The organism is Flavobacterium suncheonense GH29-5 = DSM 17707 (assembly GCF_000430025.1).
In the GTDB taxonomy this organism is placed as follows: domain Bacteria; phylum Bacteroidota; class Bacteroidia; order Flavobacteriales; family Flavobacteriaceae; genus Flavobacterium; species Flavobacterium suncheonense.
Genome location: NZ_AUCZ01000009.1, coordinates 126,045 through 146,087, shown reverse-complemented (window position 1 = coordinate 146,087; position 20,043 = coordinate 126,045). Strand labels below are relative to the sequence as shown.

Sequence of the window (20,043 nt, the reverse complement as noted above, 5' to 3'; positions counted from 1 at the left end):
AGGAGGCTAAAGCCTCCTTTTTTTATTCATTTAATTGAAAATCAAAAGTTTTTATATATTTGCCATACTAACTAATTTAACTAATCATGAAGAAAACTTTACGATTGTCTTTACTTTCGTTGCTATTTGCCGTTTCAGGGTATGCCCAGGACAATGGCCTTTGGACAAAAGTATCCGACTTTAATGTCAAGACTGCAAAACACGTTCGGCGCGACAATTTCCCAAAAGATTACCAGCTTTTCAAAGGAAATTTCGAAACCATCAAACAACAGTTGTTGAATGCTCCGGACCGCTTTAAAACCCAAAGAAGCAAAGTAGTAATCAGCCTCCCAAATGCAGAAGGAAACCTGGAACGTTTTGAAATGTTTGAAGCTTCCAATTTTGCTCCCGAACTACAGGAACGTTTCCCGGAGATCCGATCATACGTAGGAAAAGGACTGGACGATGTTACGGCTCAGTTGCGTCTGAGTATTGACCCGAGCGGAATCCAGACCATGGTCTTCAGAACCGACAAGAGAAATGAATTCATGGAGCCTTATTCCGAAGACGGGAAAATTTATGCCGTATACAACTCCTCCAGAAACAAAGGAGACCTTCCATTTACCTGTTCTACTGAAGACAAAATGGTAATGAGTTCTCTTGCAAACAAAACTACAAATACGGCCAAATCAAATACCGGAGAGTTGTTAAACTTCCGATTGGCGATGTCTTGTAACGGCGAATACACACAGTACTTTGGCGGAACCAAACCACAGGCCTTAGCGGCAATTAACGCCACGATTAACCGTGTAAACGGAGTGTTTGAAAAAGACTTTGCCATTCACATGACCATAATTGCCAATACCGATTTGGTTATCTACACCAATGCCGGTACGGATCCTTATACAACAATGGCGAACTGGAATGCTCAGCTGCAAAACACCTTAACCAACAATATCGGAGAAGCTAATTACGATGTAGGACACATGTTTGGCGCCTCTGGTGGTGGCGGAAATGCCGGTTGTATCGGATGCGTTTGCGTGAACGGTCAGAAAGGAAGCGGAATCACATCTCCTGCCAACGGTGTCCCAATGGGCGATACTTTTGACATTGATTATGTGGCTCACGAATTAGGTCATCAGTTTGGTGCCAACCACACCTTTTCCCACAACAACGAGGGAACTGGCGTAAATGTCGAACCGGGTTCAGGATCTACCATTATGGGCTATGCCGGTATTACCTCTCGGGACGTACAACCAAATTCCGACGACTATTTTCATTTTGTCAGTATTTATCAGGTACAGGCCAATATGGAAGGAAAAACCTGTCCTACAAGAACTACCGTAACAAATACTGCTCCTGTTGTAAACGCAGGACTTGACTATACTATCCCTAAAAGCACTCCTTTTATCTTAACTGGTACCGCAACCGATGCCGAAGGCAACCCAATTACGTACTGTTGGGAACAAACTGACAGTGCAAGCAGTACACAAACAGGAGCAAACAGTGCCGCCTCTGCAACTAAAGCAACAGGACCTAACTGGAGATCATACGATCCGACAACGTCACCAAGCCGTTATTTCCCACCGTTAGCACGTGTAATTGCCAACCAAACCACTACTATGGGAACCGAAATAACAGTAGAAGCCTTAAGTTCGGTAGCCAGAACGCTTAATTTCGCATTAACTGTTAGAGATAATGCAGTTACCGGACCACAAACCAATACCGACAACATGGTCGTAACGGTTAACGGTACTGCCGGACCTTTTCTGGTTACTGCTCCCAATACAGCGATTTCATGGACAGCCGGAACCAATCAGACAGTTACTTGGGATGTTGCAGGAACTACTGCAAATGGGGTAAACGCCACTTACGTTGATATCTATTTATCCAACGACGGCGGAAACACTTATCCAACGTTATTGGCAAGCAAAGTACCGAACGACGGAACTGAAACCATAACCGTACCAAACACTGTGGGAACGAATAATCGAATAATGGTAAAAGGGAACAATCATATTTTTTACGATATTTCCAACACCAATTTTACGATTACCGCACCTGCCAGCACATTCGCGGTTGGGTTCAACGGAATTCCGGGTGAGCAAAACAAAACTGCATGTCAGGGAGCAAGTGTGAATTATACTATTCCGTATACCGCATACAGCGGCTTCAGCGGAACCACAACTTTTACCGTAACGGGTATCCCGGCTGGTGCTACAGCTACTTTTAGCCCGACATCCATCAATACCAACGGAACTGTTACTTTAACCATTTCAAATACGAATGCGGCCCCAGTGGCTTTATATTCTATGGTAGTTACCGCAACTTCTGGTGCCACTTCCAGAACCGTACCGTTCTATTTAGATTTGGTTAACTCAAATTTTGGTACTCAGAACTTAACATCACCGGCAAACATGGCTACGGCCCAGAGCACAACCACTATTCTGACCTGGCCTGCAAATGCTGCTGCAACTTTATATGACGTTCAGGTTGCTACAGATGCCGGATTTACCTCAATTGTTGCAAACACGACCGTATCGACTACATCGTATGCCGTATCAGGCTTATCTGAAGGAACTACGTATTACTGGAGGGTTATGCCTAAAAATGCCGGTTGCTCCGGAACCTACAGTGCCACATTCTCTTTCTTAACCGGACAATCCAACTGTACCTATACCTACTCCAACAATACAACCCTGAATGTTCCTGACGGTATTAACGCGAATACCCCTGGAGCAGAAGTAAACAAAACGATAACAATTCCAGCCGGAGTTACCGGCACAATCAACGACGTAAATGTTTCCTTATCGTTCACTCATGCTTACATAGACGATTTAGTGGTTTGGATGTCGCATCCGGACGGAACAAATGTTTACCTGTGGAACAGAAACTGTGAAAATGAATTCAGCAGTGTAAATGTAACATTTGACGATGGCAATCCGTTTATTTCCGCCTCTTCGTGTGCTGCATCAACAGGTACATTCTCTCCGGACACTCCACTTGCTGCCTTAAATGGAAAAACAGCTGCAGGCACCTGGACCTTACGTGCCAGAGACTACTGGAATGGCGACATTGGAACTGTGAATAACTGGAGCATCAACCTTTGTATGGCTGAAAATTTGAGCGCTTCCAACTTCGGCATTAACGATTTGGTTATTTATCCGAACCCTAACAACGGTAACTTTACCATCAAATTTGACTCCAATTCAGGCAATGATGTTAATGTAGGGGTTTATGATATGAGAGGCCGCTTGGTTTTTGAAAATAAGTACAAAAACACAGGCGTATTCAATCAAACAGTTCAGCTAAACAATGTGGAATCAGGTATTTATCTAGTAACCATTCAGGATGGAGAACGAAGAGAAACCAAAAAAATCTCCATCAAATAATTTTATTTTCAACAATAAAAGGCATCTAGTTTAGGTGCCTTTTATTTTAACACACTACTTATTAGTTTTTTCTCAAAAAAAAATTACTTTTGACACCAACTAATTATTTTTCAAACTAAAACTAACATGAAAAAAAAATTACTATTAACCATAGTAACTGCTTTTGCACTATCTACGGGATACGCGCAAAAAGACAGATTTTGGTCTGCTCATAAAGGAACAACAGACAAAATAACAAAAGACAAAGGTGTTAACCGAATTTCTTTCCCAACAGAATTTGATCTGTACGATTTAAACATCGGATCATTACGTCAAGAATTGTTTTCTAAAACCAACAACCCTTCTCAATCGGTTATCGTTTCGATTCCTAATGTTAATGGCCAATTGGAACAATTCGAAATCTATGAAGCATCTAACTTCGAAGCGGATTTACAGGTACAATTTCCTGAAATCAGAGCCTATTCGGGTAAAGGTATTACCGACAAATTCGCTACCTTAAAATTGAGCATCTCACCACAAGGTATTCAAACCATGGTTTTCAGAACCGGTAAAGAAAATGAATTTATTGAGCCATATTCTCAGGATCACACGGTATATGCTGTGTTCAAATCAAACAGACAGGCAGGGAAATTAGGGTGGACTTGTTCAACCGAAGACCAAAACATGGTTAACGGACTAACTTCTCAAGTTCAGAATGTTACCGGAAAATCTAGCACGGGACAATTAAAAACCATGCGTTTGGCACAATCCGTTACCGCAGAGTACTCTAACTATTTTGGAGCTACTTCTTCTGCACAGGTAGCTTTAGTTTTAGCCGCTATCAACAACACCCTTACTCGTTGTAACGGCGTATATGAAAGGGAGTTAGGCCTGCATTTAAATATGGTGGCACAATCTACAAACGTAATTTATTATAACGCTGCAACTGACCCTTATTCACCAGCAGCAACTGGGGCTTCAGGTGCCTGGAACACAGAGTTACAAAATACTTTGAGCTCAAGTTTAACAGGTCCTTCAACGTCATTGGCAGCCAACAATGCCGCATACGACATTGGACACTTATTCGGTGCTTCCGGAGGTGGAGGTAATGCAGGATGTATTGGTTGTGTATGCGTTGATGATACAGCTGCACCTAATGACAAGAAAAAAGGAAGTGGCTTTACTTCCCCTGCTGACGGTATTCCACAAGGAGACAACTTCGACATTGACTATGTTGTGCATGAAGTGGGGCACCAATTAGGTGCTAACCATACTTTTTCAAATAACAATGAAGGTTCTGGCGTTAACATGGAGGTTGGATCCGGTGTAACCATTATGGGATATGCTGGTATTACATCAGAGGACGTTGCTCCTCACTCAATCGATGTATACCATGCGGCAAGCATCAGCCAAATTCAAACTAATTTGGCCGGTAAAACTTGTCCGGTTACTACAAATATTGCAGCGAACAACGCTACTCCTGTTGCAAATGCAGGTGCCGACTATACCATTCCTAAAAGCACTCCTTTTATGCTGATTGGTTCTGCAACTGACGCCAATGCCGGAGATGCTTTAACATACAGCTGGGAGCAATACGACAATGACGATGCCATGCAAACAGGTGCGGCTTCTGCAGCTTCCGCGACTAAAACAACAGGTCCAAACTGGAGATCATTCAGCCCGACCACTTCCCCGATTAGATATTTCCCTCAGATGAGTTCTATTTTATCGGGTTCAACCACTACGAATGGCTCTGAAATTGTAGTAGAAGCATTGAGTTCGGTAGCTCGTACTCTAAATTTCAGACTAACAGTTAGAGATAATGCTCCTTACAGCGCTACTGCTCCTGTAAAAGTGGGCCAAACCAACTTCGACAACATGGTTGTTACTATTGATGCGGCAAGAGGTCCTTTAACCGTAACTTCTCAAAACACTGACGGTATCGTTTGGGCTCCGGGTTCTACACAAAACATCACTTGGACTGTTAACAATACCAATACCAGCACAGGCGGGGCAAACGTAGACATCTTACTTTCTACGGACAACGGTGCCACATTTAGTACAGTACTCCTTGCCAACACACCTAATGACGGTGCTCAAACAATTACAGTTCCCAGCATAACTGCCGCAAACTGTCGTATTATGGTTAAAGCGTCCGGAAGCATCTTCTTCAACGTAAACACCAAAAACATCGCGATTGGTAATTATACTTACCAAAGTCAAAATATTTGTAATGATTATACGTTCAACTTGAATTCTGCAATCACGGAAAGTACAGGAACATCTTATCCTGGTATTTCGGTTAACATTACAGATTCATTTACCATTACAGATGCTAATTTTTATGCAAATGTTACACACCCGAATATCGGACAATTTAACTTATTGTTAATGGCCCCATGGCAAGTATCATTAAATACAGCTTTATGGTATAACAACACTGGTTGTACCGGTGCAAACATGAACAAATGGTTTGATACCACAGGTACAGCCGTTAATTGTGCCAACGTGAACGACAATACCTTCTCAAACGCATTTGCCCCATACTCCAGTGCAAACATTAGCGGCTACAACGGAAACAATAGTGCCGGAGCCTGGAAACTTTATTTTAAAGACACTGTAGTAGACGGAAATAATACAGGAGCCACATTAAACACATTTACAATCCAGTTATGCTACTCGCAAATGGTGCCTGTTTTAGGTAACGAGAGTTTCGGATTGGAGAATTTTACAATCTATCCGAACCCGAATAACGGAAACTTTACCGTTCAGTTTGATTCTAATTCGGGCAACAACGTTAAAGTTGGCGTACACGACTTAAGAGGCCGTTTAATATTTGAAAACGAATACCAAAATACCGGAACGTTCAATCAAAACATCCAATTAAAAAATGTTCAATCCGGAATCTATATTGTTACGGTTCAGGATGGTGAAAGAAAGGAAACTAAGAAAATTTCAATCAACTAATAATTGACATTTTACAACAAAAGGCATCTTAAACAGATGCCTTTTTTATTTTAAATAATTGTTTTTTAGTATTTTATTTAAAAAAAAATTACATTTGACACCGACTAATTAATTTTTAAAACTAAAACTAACATGAAAAAAACTTTACTAACCCTATTGTTTTTCTTTGCAGTGGTAATAACCGCCACAGCTCAGGACAAACTTTGGAGGGCCGTTTCAGAAGAAAGACTCTCGTCTCTTGAAAAATTTGAAAGGAAAACCATCCCTTCCGATTACAAACTTTTTAATTTAAATTTCAATCAGTTAAAAACCGACTTATCCAGTGCTCCATTAGACTCCGAAGGAATAACTTCCAACACGGTTATCACATTCCCGAATCCAAAGGGTGAATTAGCCCGATTTCGTATTTACGAAGCACCCGTTATGGAAAAAGAATTAGCGGATAAATATCCCGATATCAAGTCGTACATCGGAAAAGGTATTGATGACAAAACCGCATCCATTCGTTTTAGTGTGACGGTTTTTGGATTGCATGTAATGGCTCTTTCAGGAAACGAAGGAACTTTCTACATCGATACCTATACAAAAGACCTGAACAACTACATCGTCTACAGCAGAAAAAACATCAGAGAAACAGAAGGTTTCACTTGTCATTTTGAAGACACTCCTGAGACTGCTCTAAAACAGAATACTGCAACCGTAGCACAGGCAACAGATGGCAAATTCAGACAATACCGTTTGGCAATGGCTTGTACAATTGAGTACGCAGCTTACCATATTAATGCATCGCCACAAACGGAAGTTACCGATGCCGAAAAAAAGGCAACCGTTTTAGCTGCCATGGTTGTTACCATGACACGTGTTAACGGAGTTTATGAACGAGACATGTCGTTGCGCATGAATTTAGTAGCAAACAACGATGATATCATATTTGTTACTACCGACAGCTTTAACAACACCAATGCAAACCTTTTAATTGGACAGAGTCAAACCGTAATTAACGGTGCAATTGGAGATGCCAATTACGACATCGGTCATACCGTTAGTACTGGTGGTGGTGGTTTAGCCGGTCTTGGCGTGGTTTGTATATCAGGACAAAAAGCCAGAGGAATCACCGGATCACCTGCTCCTGTAGGTGACCCTTACGATATTGACTATGTAGCGCACGAAATGGGACACCAATTTGGAGGACCTCACTCGTTTAGCGGTACTGGCGGAAACTGCTCCGGAAACGGAAGTGCTCCCGATGCTGTTGAACCTGCCAGTGGCTCAACCATCATGGCTTATGCCGGTATTTGCGGACCTGATGTGCAGCCTAACTCCGATGCGTATTTTCACGCAGTTAGTATTGCGAGCATGAATGCCCACATGATTGGAGCCGGAAACTGTGCCCCTCAGACCAATAACGGTAACACAGCTCCTGTTATTACGCCTTTAACTAATTATACAATACCTTACGGAACTGCCTTTGTTTTGACTGGAAATGCTACAGATGCAGACCCATCGGCTGCCCTTACCTACTGCTGGGAACAAACAAACGCGGCATCGGGTGTTAACTTACCAACCACGACACAAACTACCGGACCTGTTTACAGATCTTTTAGTCCAACAACATCTCCAAAACGCTATTTTCCAAGATTTGCAGATGTTTTAGACAACAATTTAACACCAGCCTATGAAGTTACACCAAATGTGGCCAGAACTTTAAATTTTGCCTTAACCGTTCGCGACAATCAAACACCGACAGGGGGGCAGACAGCCAGGGCAAACATGACCGTTACCACTGCAAATGTTGGTCCTTTTACAATTACTTCCCCAAGTGTTGACAACACTATCTGGACACAGGGATCATCACAAACCATTACCTGGAATGTTGCGGGCACAACCGGAAACGGAATCAATACTGCTACCGTAAATATTTTGTTCTCATCTGATAACGGAGCTACTTTTACCACTTTAGTGGCCAATACTCCTAACGATGGTTCCGAAACCATTACAGTACCAAGTGTGTCGGCTCCTTTCTGTAGAATTATGGTTGAAGCTGTCGGCAATATTTTCTACGCTCTTTCCAAAAACATTTCCATCGGCTACCAGGTAACCAACGTTTGTAACACCTACAACGCTACTATCGGAGCGAATACGATTGCCGCTCAAAATCCTTTAGCATGGCAGGCATTCGGTACTGTGAATGTACCTGACAATGTTACCATAACAGATTTCAACGCAACCGTTAACATCACACACCCAAGAATCAATGATTTGTATATCGGATTGGTAAAACCTGGAAGCAGCATGGTAGATTTAGTTCTTTACCAACAAGGTTGCGGAACCACTTTTGCCAACATGAATACAACTTTTGATGATGAAGGGGTAGCAATGAGTTGCGCCGGTATTAATGGCGGAAATGCTTATAAACCTTTAAATGCTTTAAGCGCTTTTGATGGCATGAACGCTGCAGGAACCTGGCGATTAGCGATTGCCGACGTGGTAACCGCCAACAATGGCACTTTAAACAGCTACTCTTTAAACATCTGTTATCAAAATGTTACGCTTGCTTCGGAAAATTTCGGATTGGAAAACTTCTCTATTTATCCTAATCCGAACAACGGAGCCTTTACAATAAACTTCGACTCAAATACCGGGAACAACATAAAAGTTGGAGTTCACGATATGAGAGGCCGCTTGGTGTTTGAAAAGAATTACCAAAACACGGGAACTTTCAACCAAAATGTACAATTAAATCACGTACAATCCGGAATCTATATGGTTACGGTCCAGGATGGTGAGAGAAAAGAAGTGAAGAAAATTGTAATCAATTAATTCACCCCATACTAAAAATAAAAAGCTCCTTTTACGAGGAGCTTTTTTTATTGCGTAAATGTGCCTTTTACCTGAGTAAGTGTTTGTGGCACTTCTGTAACTGTAAAATCCAAAACAAAACGCAAGGCCTCTTTAGTATGTTGCAGCCTTAATTTTCCCTGTTTTACAACAAAATAACCAGCCTGCCCCCTGCAGAAACAATGTCGTCCGAAAATCATTTTGGTCTGGCTCAAATTCCAATTATTCAAATCAAGTTCGGATACCGTATTGTCAATCTCAAATATAATTTCTTCGCGATGTTGCCCGTCCTGCAGCTCCGGATCGGTGTTTCGGGTGTATACATAATGAATCACCGAGGTACCCGGATGGTCTTCCAAATCGCAATACAGTTTTCCCGTGATATCCGTTTTTACGGCTATGCTTTTGTTTTTCTGCAACTCCAACGTACAAGCGCCGTCTTCGGGACAAACCGATTCGATGTTGCTTTTCAGCAGTTCGGATGTTTTAGCCATGGCGATCTTCTGAGTGTGACATGAAAAACACAATGCTATGGAAAGCAGGGATAATTTTTTCATAATGCAATTTTTCTTAAAGATACCAAAAAGTTTGCCAACTATTTCCCGTTGAACTCACTCATGGTATTCCCCAAACCGGCTAACGCGAACGAAGTTATGACCTGTACAGCCACATCCATACGCTCCGGCAGTTTGGCTTTTTCCGCTTCGTCCCATTCGCCCAAAACGTAATCGACCTGTTTTCCTTTTTTGAAAGCATCGCTGATGCCGAAACGGAAGCGCGGATAATCCGCAGAATTTAAAACCTGCTGAATGTTTTTCAAACCGTTGTGTCCGCCGTCGCTGCCTTTGGGTTTGATACGGATAGTACCGAAGGGCAGATTCAGATCATCAGTGATAACCAGGATGTTCTCTTTGGTGATTTTCTCTTTTTCCATCCAGTACTGAACTGCTTTTCCGCTCAGGTTCATGTAGGTGTTGGGTTTGAGAAGAATCAGGGTTCTGCCTTTTACTTTGTATTCGGCTACGGCACCCAATTTGGCGGTTTCAAAAGAAAGGGATTCCTTTTTAGCCAGATGATCGAGGATTTTAAAGCCGATGTTGTGACGGGTATTTACGTATTCGGCGCCGATGTTGCCCAAACCTACTATTAAAAATTTTTTACTCACTTCGCTGTTGTTTTTATCGTGGCGTTCGCCTTGCGGAATTTCTTTTCTGAAGATGTTTACAAGCCATTTCATAAAGCAAAAGTAGTGGAATTTCAAAACGTTTCCAAAAAGGCGGCAAATCCACTTAAAATAGCCCCGATGGGAGTGACAGCTTCGCAGCGCAGCGGAGAACTATAACGGACAGCGGGAATTGCCTTTACTAAAAAAGACCAAACCACTCGCTCCAATAAAAATCATCGACAAATAAAATTCGTGCATTCGTGGTTAAAATAAATGTGTAACCACGAATGCACGAATTAAAAGAAAAAAGGCGGGCACAATCTATAACGGTTACTTAAAAATCACCCCGTCCTACGGACACCTCTCCAAAGGAAGGAATAAAAAAAGTCCCGACAAAATCGGGACTTCTTGATATGGATAAGATCGAAAATTATTTTTTCTTTCCTTTTGCTCCTTTTTCTGCTTTGGCTGCTTCCTGAGCTGCTTTCATCGCCGCACGTGAAATACGAACCTGAGCCACTACTGTATTGTCCGGGTGTAACAATTTGAAATTGTTAGTAGGGATTTTAGTAATGTACAATTTGTTACCCATTTCTAACTCCGTGATATCAGCTTCCACGAAGTCTGGTAAGTTACTTGGTAAAGCTCTTACTTTCAGTTTACGTTGGTTAAGACGTAACACCCCACCAGCCATAACTCCTTTAGAGTTACCAACTACTTTTACAGGTACTTCCATAGTAATTTCCTTTTTAGGATCTAACTGATAGAAATCGATGTGTAAAATTTTGTCGGACACCGGGTCAAACTGGATATCCTGAAGGATAGCCTCATAATTTTTTCCACTAGCCAATTCAACTGCTACTGTGTGCACGTTTGGAGTGTATACTAGACTTTTAAACGCTTTTTCCTCAGCGATAAAATGTACTGGTTGATCTCCTCCGTATAACACGCAAGGTACCATTCCAGCATTACGTGCCGCTTTCGTTGCCGACTTGCCCACGCTTTCTCTTTCAGATCCTTTGATCGTAATTGATTTCATAGTGAAATATTTAAATAATTAATAAAATTCTACATTAAAAACTTCCCGCTAATCGAGTTGTTGTTTTGTACCATGTGCATTACTTCTGCAAATAATGGGGCGCAAGATACAACTTTTATTTTAGAACTCTCTTTTTTTAACGGAATGGAATCGGTTACGATTAATTCCTCAATTTTAGAGTTTTCTATTTTCTCATAAGCTCCGCCGGATAAAATGGCGTGCGTACAAATGGCTCTTACACTTAAAGCGCCGCGCTCCATCATCATGTCGGCAGCTTTGGCCAAGGTTCCTCCGGTGTCGACCATGTCGTCTACCAGAATTACATTGCGTCCGCGAACATCGCCAATCAATTCCATGGTATCGATAACGTTAGCCTGTTTGCGCTGTTTGTAACAGATTACCACATCCGACTCCAAAAACTTGGAATAGGCATAGGCTCTTTTGGAACCGCCCATATCCGGAGAGGCGATAGTCAGATTTTCCAGATTCAGACTTCTCACATACGGCAGGAAAATCGTTGACGCGAACAGGTGGTCTACCGGTTTTTCGAAAAAGCCCTGAATCTGATCGGCGTGTAAATCCATGGTCATGATTCGGGTGGCTCCAGCGGCTTCCAGCAATTTGGCTACCAGTTTTGCCCCTATCGGCACTCTCGGCTTGTCTTTACGGTCCTGACGGGCCCAACCGAAATACGGAATTACCGCGGTAATGTGTCGGGCCGAAGCTCTTTTCGCCGCATCGATCATTAACAGGAGCTCCATTAAATTATCGGTACTTGGAAAAGTCGAACACACTAAAAAAACGCGCAATCCGCGGATGGACTCTTCAAAAGACGGCTGAAATTCACCATCACTGTACTTTGAGAACGTTACCTTGCCCAGCTCCACACCGTAGTGCGCCGCTATTTTCTCAGCAAGATAGACACTTTGTGAACATGCAAAAATTTTTGCTTCCGGTTCAATGTGTGACATTTAATTTGTTGTTTTTATCCGCTGCGCTCCATACAATTCGGCTTTATCGTTTATCCAAAGCTGACGCATGTAAACGCCTCGGGTGTAGTTAGTTGAGTGTTGTGTTGCTCTAACGCGGTGCAAATTTAGAAATTAAATTCAACTCTGAAAGCAATTTTTTCTTTTATTTTTTGATTATATCTGGAATTTTTATTTACATTTGCACCCACAAATTGAAACAATCAATTTCCGGGATGCTTTAAAAACATCCTGACGCCCGTAAGCCGCGGTGGCGGAATTGGTAGACGCGCACGACTCAAACTCGTGTACTTAGGTGTGTGGGTTCGATTCCCACCCGCGGTACAAAGCCTCTCAGCAATGAGAGGTTTTTTTGTTTACAACATTAATGGAAACACCTAACAATTATGCATATTGTATTAAAAAAACATAATGGAGTTTACAACCAACATCAAAGTCTTAGTATTTTCACTTGTTTTTTTAGCTGGTTGCTCTAAAAAACACGAGCAAAGTATAGAAATTGAAATTCTGAATAAAGAATTTTTATCTCTAAGTTCTATTGCGAAACCCGACCCTTACGACAGCATCTATCAAGAAAAAGGCAAAACAATTTATAGTTTAAGCATAAAAAACGTGAGTGATGAAGTTTATTATTTCAATATTTCTCATTTTTCAGAAATGCTGAATGGGATAAGCTATTACAATACATATAATTGCAATCTATTAATTACAAATGATAATTCTGATACTCTGAGAATTGGCACTAGATTTCCACAAGCAAAGAATAGTGCCATGGATTCAATTTGTATAATTGAAAGTATGATTAATAAAAAGTTAGATTACAAGAATAACTCGGTTTTATCTTATTTTAAAAAAACAAATAACTTTATTTTACATCCTGGAGAAATTAAAATTATTGAAGGATTTGTTACATTGCCTGTAGGAGATGATTTAAATTCAAGTAGCATTAAGATTGAAGAAGGAAATAAATATTTTGCTTCAATATTTATATGTTCTGATTCAACAGATTTAGATAATTTGTCAAAATCCGAGATAAAAACTATTAGAGATAATGGGTATAAGATTTTTCATGGTTTAATTTATTCCAAAAACAAAGTACCTATCAAAATAATTCATTAAACATATTTTTGTATAAACAACACAAATCTTAAATTGAATTTTGCGTTTAAACAATTAGCTTTATCATAATATTATTTATCTTAAAGGTCTAATCCATTGCCACAACACTTCACAACTTAATTTTTTACTTCATTATTCATTTGTAATTCCCTATTTTTGAACCGAACAAACTAATGATGTATGAGTACAACCACCAGACACAATTGGACCAAAGAAGAAATCATTGCGATATACAACAAACCTTTAATGGATTTGCTTTACGAAGCCGCTTCCATTCACCGCGTACACCACGACCCGAATGTGGTACAGGTTTCCACCTTATTATCGATTAAAACCGGAGGTTGTCCGGAAGATTGCGGCTATTGCCCGCAAGCGGCCCGCTACCACACCAATATTGAAGGCAACGACCTAATGTCGGTTTCCCAGGTTAAAGCACAGGCTTTACGTGCCAAATCCAGCGGATCTTCCCGCGTTTGTATGGGTGCGGCGTGGCGCAACGTAAAAGACGGACCGGAATTCGATCAGGTTTTGGAAATGGTGCGCACCATCAACAAATTAGACATGGAAGTATGCTGTACCTTAGGAATGTTAACCGAAAATCAGGCACAGCGTTTGGCCGAAGCCGGATTGTACGCCTACAACCACAATTTAGACACTTCCGAAGAATACTACAAAGAGGTAATCTCTACCCGGGGCTACGAAGACCGTTTGCAAACCATTGAGAACGTACGCAAAACCAATGTAACGGTTTGCAGTGGCGGTATCATCGGAATGGGTGAAAGTATCGAAGACCGTGCCGGAATGCTGGTGGCGTTGTCGACCTTAAACCCACAACCGGAATCCGTGCCGATTAACGCTTTGGTAGCCGTGGAAGGCACACCGATGGAAGACGAAAAACCAGTGGAAATCTGGGAAATGATCCGTATGGTAGCCACAACACGAATCGTGATGCCGGAAACCCAGGTACGTTTGTCTGCCGGAAGAACACAGATGTCCCGCGAAGGTCAGGCGATGTGTTTCTTTGCCGGAGCGAATTCGATTTTTGCCGGAGACAAATTGTTAACTACCCCCAACCCGGATGTAAACGAAGACATGAAAATGTTCGAATTGCTGGGCTTGCAACCGCAAAAACCGTTCATCAAGTTGATGCAGCCGGAAACTGTGGAAGCGGAAGATTCTAAATTCCAGGCTTTGGGTGAAAAACCGAAATGGTCACGCCCGGGGCACACCATCGAAAGAAACTTAGAAGCACAGGCCAAAGGAAAAGAGTGCTGCTAATCTCAAATTTTCTCACAAAAATATATTTACGATACCGTAAAGCTTTCTTAACTTTGCTCTCAGTCCCATTTACTGAGAGCATTTTTTTTGCAAATAATTTTAATCGCCTTTCATGAAGCTACAGTTGACCGAAATCGAGCGTGTAAAAACCATTTCCAAAGAGGATTTTTATAACAATTACGTTAAAAAGCAACGTCCGTTAGTGATTGAACAGCTAACCCAAGACTGGCCTGCTTACGAAAAATGGAAACTGAATTACATTAAAGAAATTGCCGGAGACAAAACCGTTCCGTTGTACGACGACCGTCCGGTTTCCCATAAAGACGGGTTTAACGAGGCACATGCCCAGATGAACATGAGCGAATACATTGACTTGTTACAATCCAAACCCACCAATTACCGTATTTTTCTGTACAACCTGATGCAACAGGTACCACAGCTGCAAAACGACTTTCAATGGCCGGATATCGGATTAAGACTGGTGAAACAGTTGCCGATGCTGTTCTTCGGTGGGGAAAATTCGAAAGTGTTCATGCATTACGACATTGATTATTCCAACATACTGCATTTTCACTTCCACGGTAAAAAACAATGCATTTTGTTTGCTCCGGATCAGACTCCGTATTTGTACAAAGTGCCACATGCCTTAATTTCAAGGGAAGACATTGATTTCGACAATCCGGATTTTGAAAAATGGCCGGCCTTAAAACACGCCAAAGGGCTAATCTGCAATCTGGAACACGGCGAAATGCTGTACATGCCGGAAGGCTATTGGCATTATATGAAATATGTTACCCCGGGATTTTCGATGAGTCTGCGCGCCTTTCCAAGAAAACTGAGCAATCTGTCCAAAGCGGCGTACAACGTTTTTGTAATGCGCCATTTCGACAACCTAATGCGCCGTTACCGCGGCCAACAATGGATCGATTACAAAAACGAACAGGCCATCATCCGTACCCATAAAAACTTACCGCTTACCCCACAAAAAAACCGCTGAAATAACAATTCAAAGCATTTTACAACACCGGAAACCATCGTAGTATACTATGCATTTCCGGCAGCTCATCAAGATTCACATTTTCAACTGCCGAAAAAACCTAAAAAATCCCGAACAAATTCGGGATTTTTTAATTTGTTACCTAATAAAGCACTTTCTTAACAACCGTTGTTCCGTTTTCCAGAAGCACTTTAACCAGCAAGGCTTGTGGTCCCGGTGTAATGTTTCCGAAAGAGGTTTCTAAGAGGTTTATGTTTTTCTTTTCGGAAATCAGCCTGCCCAGCATATCGTAAACCGTTACTTGTATCAATTTAAAATTTGACGAACGTACCGAAAGTCCTGCATTCGGATACACAAACACGGTATTTTCATCTGCTTCCGCCCCGTGGTTGCCTAAAGTCGTATCTGAAAAACGCAACACAAAACGATTGTTAAACGTTCCGGCTTGTGTGGTAAAACTATAGTCCGACTGTTTCAGATTGTGCATCAGGTTTAACCACCGGTCTTCCAAATACACCTGTTGATTTTCCAATACGCCTTCCGCAGCCGCAATGGAAATCGTGTAGCTTTTCTCCACTGCAGAATGAAAGCCCAACGGAACAGTATCGGCTTCCGAAAACGCCGCTCTTCCCTGAATTTTATACTGGCCTTCACCTATCATCGAATAAAAGGCTGCCGGGGTAAGCGTTTTTACATATTCTCCATCGTAACCGTAATCAACAGCCGCACTCGCTTCCGGGAAGAAGCCGACAAGCAACTGGCTGAAAACATTATCTTCTGCAATCATATTCAGCCAAATACGGTCTTTTAACAGTGCATTGCTCTCAGAAGTTTTATAAAAATTCGCATTGGAATAGGCCGCTTTGCGCATGCTGTTCGTAAAAACCACATTCCCGTTAGCCGAAGCATCTACTTCAAAACCCTGCCCGGAAGCAATATAACCCGTTGGCTGCGACGTATTTCCCGTTCCGGTTGCCGAAGTGGCCGTTCCGCCGGATAAATTATAGTACGCAAAATCATTCGGGCTGTAAGACGACCCAGTCAAATTGCCGACATGCGTCCAGAAATAGAGCGTTCCGGAAATCACGCCGGTATTAGCGGTAATAAAATCGTTGGCATAAATAGCCGAAGGATACGGATTTCCGATTAAATTAAAATCGTCGTTGTTTTTCGTATTGTCCTGACTTAAGGTCACCGGCACATTCATAATACCGTTATTCACCCTTCCGGTAAACACCACGTTCTCCTGACGCGGAAAAACACCTGAGGTATTCGCCATAGCCGCATATCCTGTTCCCGGCTGCATCACCTCGGTTTGCGGAGTGAAAATCCAGGCATCGCCGTTATCATCGTGCGTATCGTTGTTGTCATCCCTGAAATTCGCCGCGTTCAACCTGAAAATATGCGATTGCTGCCAAGCGGATAATACGCCTCCAATCGTCGTATTCGCCACCGGTGACGACCAGAACGTATAATCGTAACGATCAAAAGGTGCTGTTGTTTTTCGGATTAAAGTCGTTCCGTTGTTGGTTACGGTTCCGGTATCGTTAATCATCACCAGCGAGCCGGTATTAGCCACGTCCAGCGTTCCTCCGGCATCCACCATTAAATCGTTTACAATCGAAACCACAGTGTTATCGGCAATCGTTACGGTATTTCCGCTTGTGATGGTTAAACTGCAGCACAAAAAATTGCCGTGAAGGGCCGTATCGTAATTGCCGTTCATGATAGCTGCCGTGTATTTGCCGGGAACCCCGTTAGACCAGCTGCTTCCGTTCCAAACCGAAGTAACTGCCCCGCAAACAGCCGCCAATTCCACATAAGTCTGTGAGCAGATGGTTAAGGTATAAGAATTCACCGTGCCAACATCGGCAGCGCCCAAATCGCGGATGCCGATCAACCAGTTGCCCTGCGGATTCATGCCGTTGTACACCGACAAAGGCTGGGCCGGCAAATAGGTTCCGGTAATAGGTGACGCACAAACCATAGCACTTCCCTGATCATCAAAAAGCACGTTCATGTTATCATTATTGGTACAGCTGCGGTTAAAAATATTGATTTGGTTAGTCCCTGACGGATCAACCATGGCTACCTGCAAATCCGAAACATAGGTGTGATTGAGGTTTACCCGAAGGTTCACATCGGAAATTGGTGCCGTGGTCGGGACATTGATTGCTCTCACGGTATAGGCGGCATTGTTATCCGGGATGGCAAATGCCGTATTATACGTATAGTTGTTACAGGTCGTGGCAACAGAATAACCGATGGCAAACGGCTTCGTATTGATGGCATAATAATCGTTGCCGGTAGGTTCAATTAAAAGACGACAATTGGCCGACAACACATCCGGTACCGTAATGTTTTGTGTTCCGTCGTTAGGCGTGTTGGCCAACAGCGTAATCGGGAACGTAACCCCGCCATCCACCGACAATAAAATATTCACATTGGCAGAACCCGCCAGCGCCGTCGTATTGTTTACCAACCAGGTAATCGTCTGGGTACTTCCGATAGCCCAGCTGATTCCCGAAACAGCCTGCGAAGTCACGGCAAACGGTCCATACGCATCATCAAAAAACACGGTCATGTTATCGCTTTCGTTGCAGGCTCCTCCGGTGCGGTTATCGCGTACCGTGAATCTGAAATTCAGGGTTCGGTCTACCCCCGGAACAATCTCCCACATGTTTCCGCCTACGCCGTTGGCCACATGATCGGCTAAATTCGGAAAGCGGCGCACAGGACTTGCGGAAGGCGAAAACGAACGAAAATTAGGCCCTGAGGTTTTGGTGGCGTTCGGATAGGTCGTCGCCGCGGTTCCGATATCCATCTGTTCCCAACAATACGTTAAGGAGGCCAGTCCGTCGGCATCGGTTCCGGTTCCGGTTAATTTGAATGCGGTTCCGATGGGCAGTATTTTATCGGCTCCGGCGTTGGCGGTGGGCACGGCATTCCCGGTAGCCACCACGCTCGGACAGGCTTTCCCTTTGATGTTATTGGTTACCTGCTGAATGCTGATGGCGTGAAAATAAGCATCGCTGTGTGGCTGCACATCTGTAGCGCCCGTAATCCCGGCATAGCCCATAATGGTACTGCCACTGCCCGGTTCCAATTGTGCCACGGCTACCTGAGTGGAATGGGTAAAGGTATGGTTGGCACCAAACTGATGCCCCAATTCGTGCGCCACATAATCGATATCGAAAAAATCGCCCTGCGGAATTCCGTCGGCTGGCGAAGTGTAACCGCTTCCTTTTTGGCCGTTAATGCACACACAGCCAATACATCCGGCATTTCCGCCACCGCCTGTGGCTCCGAAAAGGTGTCCCACATCATAATTGGCTTCTCCGATTACCGAAGTAAGTGTACTCTGCAGTTCGGCATTCCAGTTCGCCATATTTGCCGCATCCGAATACGGATCAGTAGCCGCGTTGGTGTACACCACATTGGCGTTGTTGGCTATGAGTATCAAACGCACGTTAAAATCGTTTTCGAAAACCCCGTTCACGCGGGTAACCGTCGCATTGATGGCCGCCATGGCTCCAGCAACCGTTCCGCCGTGAAAGGCTGTATATTCTCCTGTACAGGACATTGCCAGACGGAAACGGCGCTGTTGCGAATCATCGGCATTGTTCAAAATACCTCGGGCCGCTGCGTCCTGCAGGATTTCTGCTTCGGCGGTACTGCATTGAAACGGTAAACCTGTCGCGTTGTGTCTTCGGTTGAAAACGATGTAGTGGCGGTTGTCGGCGGTTAGCGGATCGATGATTACCGTTCCTTCGTCGGCTTTTCGAATCAGGGCACTGAATCCTTTTGCATCGGAAACGCTGAAACGAATGGTGTGTTTAGGGTTGGTAATCCCAACACCGGCATACGAACGAATGTCCGGGAATTGTGCCTGAAGGGTCGGATCCATAACCGAAGCTTCGGAAACGGCATAGTGCTCCAACTGTCCTTTGTCATCCGGAATGGCAAGGGTAACCGTTGGGGTGGTGCGGTTTAGTACCAAAGGCGCTAATGCGTTTTGCAGTGCCGGTAAATCGAGAGAATAGGTTTGGCAGGCTTGCGGAAACGCTTTTCGGAAAGTGGCTTCCTTTTTTTGCTGTTCAGACCATTGGGTGGTGGTCCAAAGCGATTTCTCCTGGCTCCATAAGGAAACCGCTGTGAATTGCAGCAAGGCAACCAGCAGGATTTTTTTCATTTTTAGTTTTTTAGTTAGTCGCTGCAATATTATTTTATTTTTAACAAAATAACAAGACATTGTGTTAAAAATAACAATACAAAACCATTTGAAACAAAAAAGCGCCAGA

Annotated in this window: 11 protein-coding genes and 1 tRNA gene; 7 read left to right on the top strand and 5 right to left on the bottom strand. The window is 43.1% G+C overall.

The window, feature by feature from the left end; translation table 11 throughout:
* Positions 1 to 86: 86 nt before the first annotated feature.
* The 3 genes from G498_RS14780 to G498_RS14775 all read left to right on the top strand — a co-directional run bounded on the left by G498_RS14780 (position 87) and on the right by G498_RS14775 (position 9,137).
* The gene (locus G498_RS14780; protein WP_051269780.1) at positions 87 to 3,371 is read left to right on the top strand and encodes a zinc-dependent metalloprotease; all 3,285 of its coding nucleotides are present in this window, start codon (positions 87 to 89) and stop codon (positions 3,369 to 3,371) included.
* 126 nt (positions 3,372 to 3,497) lie between these two features.
* Positions 3,498 to 6,317 (top strand): zinc-dependent metalloprotease, encoded by a 2,820-nt coding sequence (locus G498_RS0106980; RefSeq protein WP_026980522.1) that lies wholly within the window; start codon positions 3,498 to 3,500, stop codon positions 6,315 to 6,317.
* A 132-nt stretch (positions 6,318 to 6,449) separates the two neighbouring features.
* The gene (locus tag G498_RS14775; RefSeq protein ID WP_051269778.1) at positions 6,450 to 9,137 is read left to right on the top strand and encodes a reprolysin-like metallopeptidase; all 2,688 of its coding nucleotides are present in this window, start codon (positions 6,450 to 6,452) and stop codon (positions 9,135 to 9,137) included.
* Positions 9,138 to 9,184: 47 nt separating this feature from the next.
* Here G498_RS14775 and G498_RS0106970 read toward each other — a convergent pair whose 3' ends face one another.
* From G498_RS0106970 to G498_RS0106955, 4 genes are all read right to left on the bottom strand, one after another.
* Positions 9,185 to 9,712, bottom strand: a complete 528-nt coding sequence (locus G498_RS0106970; RefSeq protein WP_131387690.1) for a hypothetical protein — start codon at positions 9,710 to 9,712, stop codon at positions 9,185 to 9,187.
* Positions 9,713 to 9,750: 38 nt separating this feature from the next.
* The gene (gene pth, locus G498_RS0106965; protein ID WP_026980520.1) at positions 9,751 to 10,392 is read right to left on the bottom strand and encodes an aminoacyl-tRNA hydrolase; all 642 of its coding nucleotides are present in this window, start codon (positions 10,390 to 10,392) and stop codon (positions 9,751 to 9,753) included.
* Between the two features lie 358 nt (positions 10,393 to 10,750).
* A complete protein-coding gene (locus G498_RS0106960) occupies positions 10,751 to 11,359 on the bottom strand; it encodes a 50S ribosomal protein L25/general stress protein Ctc (protein ID WP_026980519.1) in 609 nt (202 codons plus the stop codon).
* 29 nt (positions 11,360 to 11,388) lie between these two features.
* Positions 11,389 to 12,330, bottom strand: coding sequence for a ribose-phosphate pyrophosphokinase (locus G498_RS0106955; protein ID WP_026980518.1), 942 nt, complete (start codon positions 12,328 to 12,330; stop codon positions 11,389 to 11,391).
* Positions 12,331 to 12,592: 262 nt separating this feature from the next.
* On the opposite strand from G498_RS0106955, the gene G498_RS0106945 reads away from it, so the two are divergent.
* The 4 genes from G498_RS0106945 to G498_RS0106930 all read left to right on the top strand — a co-directional run bounded on the left by G498_RS0106945 (position 12,593) and on the right by G498_RS0106930 (position 15,742).
* Positions 12,593 to 12,672 (top strand) — tRNA-Leu (locus G498_RS0106945).
* An 87-nt stretch (positions 12,673 to 12,759) separates the two neighbouring features.
* Complete coding sequence (locus tag G498_RS0106940; protein ID WP_026980517.1) at positions 12,760 to 13,467, top strand: hypothetical protein; 708 nt, start codon at positions 12,760 to 12,762, stop codon at positions 13,465 to 13,467.
* A gap of 180 nt (positions 13,468 to 13,647) precedes the next feature.
* Positions 13,648 to 14,745 (top strand): biotin synthase BioB, encoded by a 1,098-nt coding sequence (gene bioB / locus G498_RS0106935; RefSeq protein WP_026980516.1) that lies wholly within the window; start codon positions 13,648 to 13,650, stop codon positions 14,743 to 14,745.
* 112 nt (positions 14,746 to 14,857) lie between these two features.
* On the top strand, positions 14,858 to 15,742 hold the full coding sequence (locus G498_RS0106930) for a cupin-like domain-containing protein (protein ID WP_026980515.1): 885 nt from the start codon (positions 14,858 to 14,860) through the stop codon (positions 15,740 to 15,742).
* Positions 15,743 to 15,884: 142 nt separating this feature from the next.
* Here G498_RS0106930 and G498_RS15390 read toward each other — a convergent pair whose 3' ends face one another.
* Positions 15,885 to 19,934, bottom strand: a complete 4,050-nt coding sequence (locus G498_RS15390) for a reprolysin-like metallopeptidase (protein WP_161625337.1) — start codon at positions 19,932 to 19,934, stop codon at positions 15,885 to 15,887.
* Positions 19,935 to 20,043: the final 109 nt, after the last annotated feature.